Annotated in this window: 4 protein-coding genes; 3 read left to right on the plus strand and 1 reads right to left on the minus strand. The window is 72.8% G+C overall.

Going from position 1 to position 3334, the window contains the following annotated elements; all coding sequences use genetic code 11:
• Together ACOJUF_RS05930 and pdxS are read left to right on the plus strand one after the other, a co-directional pair.
• Positions 1–806 (plus strand): DUF3048 domain-containing protein (locus tag ACOJUF_RS05930; protein ID WP_420120940.1); only part of this gene is annotated, 806 nt, incomplete at its 5' end.
• 112 nt (positions 807–918) lie between these two features.
• A complete protein-coding gene (gene pdxS, locus ACOJUF_RS05935; RefSeq protein WP_420120941.1) occupies positions 919–1842 on the plus strand; it encodes a pyridoxal 5'-phosphate synthase lyase subunit PdxS in 924 nt (307 codons plus the stop codon).
• Positions 1843–1949: 107 nt separating this feature from the next.
• On the opposite strand, the gene ACOJUF_RS05940 is transcribed toward pdxS, so the two are convergent.
• Entirely contained in the window at positions 1950–2753 is an 804-nt protein-coding gene (locus tag ACOJUF_RS05940) for a DUF2127 domain-containing protein (protein ID WP_420120942.1), read from the minus strand.
• A gap of 228 nt (positions 2754–2981) precedes the next feature.
• On the opposite strand from ACOJUF_RS05940, the gene ACOJUF_RS05945 reads away from it, so the two are divergent.
• Positions 2982–3334 (plus strand): sigma factor (locus ACOJUF_RS05945; protein WP_420120943.1); only part of this gene is annotated, 353 nt, incomplete at its 3' end.

The raw sequence follows: 3334 nt of genomic DNA on the forward strand, positions 1-3334 counted from the left end.
ACACCAGCGCGGGGTTGCCCCAGCACGGCCTCGCCGACGCCGACATCACCTACGTCGAGCAGGTGGAGGGCGGCCTGACCCGGCTGATGCCCGTGTTCCACACCACCCTGGCCACCGACGTCGGCCCGGTCCGCAGCGTCCGCACGACCGACGCGGAACTGCTGCCGGCGTTCGGGGTTCCGGCCCTGGTGTTCTCCGGCGGCGGCGGCATCCCGCTGGCCGCGATCGCGGCCACCCCGGTCATCCAGGTCGCCGCGGAGCAGGGCGCCGGCGGGTTCTGGCGGGGGAGCGGCACCGCCCCCTACAACCTGCACTCGGACCTGACCCGGGTGCTGGCCAACACCTCGGGCCTGTCGCCGGCCCGGTCCATCGGCATGGCCTTCGCCACGACCGAACCGCGGGTGGAAGCGGCCCCGCCGGCGAACCAGGTCACCGTGCAGTTCGAGGCGGCCCGGATGGGCTGGGGGTGGACCGGCTCGAACTACCAGGTCTACCGGGAGGGCAGCCCGCTGGCCGACGCCGGCGGCACCTCCGTCGTCACCGACAACGTGCTGATCCAGCACGTGGACTTCGAGCCGGACGGCGAGCGGGACTCGGTCGGCTCGCCCTCCTACATCTCGCACACCGTCGGATCCGGCCCGTTCGAGCTCTACCGCGACGGCAAGGTGCTCACCGGCACCTGGAGCCGGCCGTCGGCCGAGGAGATCTTCCAGTTCCTGGACGGCAGCGGGCAACCGGTCCCGTTCAAGCCGGGCAAGACCTGGGTGGCGCTCGTGCCCGGGTCGGCGTCGGTCAGCGCGTCCTGATCCGGGCCGGCGGACCGGTCGATCCCGGTCCCGATCGTTCCCGGTGTGGCCGGAGGACACGCCCGCGCTGAGTAGGATCGGCCCGTCCGTCCCCTTCAGTAGGAGTTCCACCGTGGCCGCGCCAGCTGACTTCCCCGACGTCCCCGAATCGTTGACCGCCACCGGGACCGCCCGGGTGAAGCGGGGCATGGCCGAGATGCTCAAGGGTGGCGTCATCATGGACGTCGTCACGCCCGAGCAGGCCCGGATCGCCGAGGACGCCGGCGCCGTCGCCGTCATGGCCCTGGAGCGGGTGCCCGCGGACATCCGGGCCCAGGGCGGGGTGTCCCGGATGAGCGATCCGGACATGATCGACGGCATCATCGCGGCGGTGTCCATCCCGGTGATGGCCAAGGCCCGGATCGGCCACTTCGTCGAGGCCCAGGTGCTGCAGTCCCTGGGCGTCGACTACATCGACGAGTCCGAGGTGCTCACCCCGGCCGACTACAAGCACCACATCGACAAGTGGGCGTTCACCGTGCCGTTCGTGTGCGGGGCGACCAATCTGGGTGAGGCGCTGCGGCGGATCACCGAGGGCGCCGCGATGATCCGCTCCAAGGGTGAGGCCGGCACCGGCGACGTCTCCAACGCGGTCACCCACATGCGGACCATCGGCGCGCACATCCGCCGGCTCACCTCGATGTCGCCGGACGAGCTGTACGCGGAGGCCAAGGAGCTGCAGGCGCCCTACGACCTGGTCGCGGAGGTCGCGGCCGCGGGCAAGCTGCCCGTGGTGATGTTCACCGCGGGCGGCATCGCCACCCCGGCGGACGCGGCCATGATGATGCAGCTCGGCGCCGAGGGCGTGTTCGTCGGCTCGGGCATCTTCAAGTCCGGCGACCCGGCCGCCCGGGCCGAGGCGATCGTCAAGGCCACCACCTTCTACGACGACCCCGACGTCCTGGCCAAGGTGTCCCGCGGCCTGGGCGAGGCGATGGTCGGGATCAACGTCGACGACATCCCGCAGCCGCACCGGCTGGCCGAGCGGGGCTGGTGACGGCGACTCTTGCCGAAGGCCGCCGGCGTCGCCCCTGGTCGGCCCGGCGGGTGCGGCCATGGACGCAGCCGCACCGGCTGGCCGAGCGGGGCTGGTAGGCGCGACGGTCAGGAACCCGCGGCCGGTGGAACGCCGGCCGCGGGGGTGCGGCCGCGGTTCTCGTTCAGGGCGGCCCGTTCGACCGTGAGCAGGCTCTCCTCGCTGTGCTCGGCGTGGTAGGCCGCGCCACCGCCGCGCACGCCGAACAGGCGCTTGGACCAGACCAGCCAGATCACCGCGGCCACGTTGACCGCGGTCAGCGCCACCTTGAGCCAGGTGAACTTCTCGGTCAGCTCCCAGATCTCCAGCGGCAGGAACACGCTGGTCACCACGACCGAGAAGTACTCGCCCCAGCGCCGGATCATCCACAGCCCGTACGACTCGACCAGCAACATGCCGGCGTAGACGAACAGCCCCACCGCGACCCAGTTGATCGCCGTGCTGGACAGGTCGAGCACGCGGTTGACGCCTCGGGCCAGCTCCGAACCCTGGATGTCCCAGCCGATCTGCTCGGCCACCGGTCGCAGCAGCGCCAGTTCGTTGTCGAAGGCCCGCTGCAGCTGCTCGCGGGAGTCCCGCAGGTGCAGCGCGAGGACCCCGACCAGCGCGATCAGCAGGGCCCGGCCGACCCGCTCTGCGGCCAGCAGCCGCATGATCACCCGATCGCGCAACAACCGGCCGCGCGGTACCTCAGGCGCCTGATCGGCCGGCCCGGATCGACGGGGCGGCCCGATGACGAAGTCCCCGCACCGCAGGCACCGCCAGGCCTCGCCGGCCGGGGTCGGGGTGGTCAGCCGGGCCCGCAGGTCCGGCTCGTCCGGGGCGAACGTCTCGTGCCCGCGCCGGCCGCAGGTGCGCAGGCTCCAGTCCACGACGCGAGCCTGACATACCCCTCAGCGCCGAGTGTGCAGAAGGTGCCCCATCAACCCCGGTGAAGGGGCCCCATCTGGCCCCACGCGGCGTCGAGGCCGGGCGGGTGTCACATTCGACCGGGCGGCGGTGCTTGATGGAGTGTGGAGGTCATCGGGAACGGCAGAACCGGGTCGGTCGCCGCAGTGCGCCCCGGCCCGATCAGCGATCGGCATCGCGCAGGAAGGATGGTGGCCACTCTGATCGATCCGGTCGTTGCACCCCCGCCCGAAGCGGTGCGCGCCGACCTGGAAGCGGTGTTCCGGGCGGCCTACCCGCGGGTCGTCGCGGTCGCTGCCCGGGTGCTCGGCTCCCGGGACGAGGCGCAGGACGTGGCCCAGGAGGTGTTCCTGAGCTTCGCCCGCTCGAGCGTGCCCGCCGGTGACGCCGCCGGCTGGCTGTCCGTGGCCGCCGCCCACACCGCGCTGAACCATCTGCGAACCGGGCGCCGCCGGGCCGCGCGCGAGGTGACGGCGCACCGCGCGGCGCCGGCCCCGGACGGCGCGGCGGAGGTGGACGCCGGCTGGCACCGGCTCACCGCCGG

The organism is Nakamurella sp. (assembly GCF_048594475.1).
Classification (GTDB): domain Bacteria; phylum Actinomycetota; class Actinomycetes; order Mycobacteriales; family Nakamurellaceae; genus Nakamurella.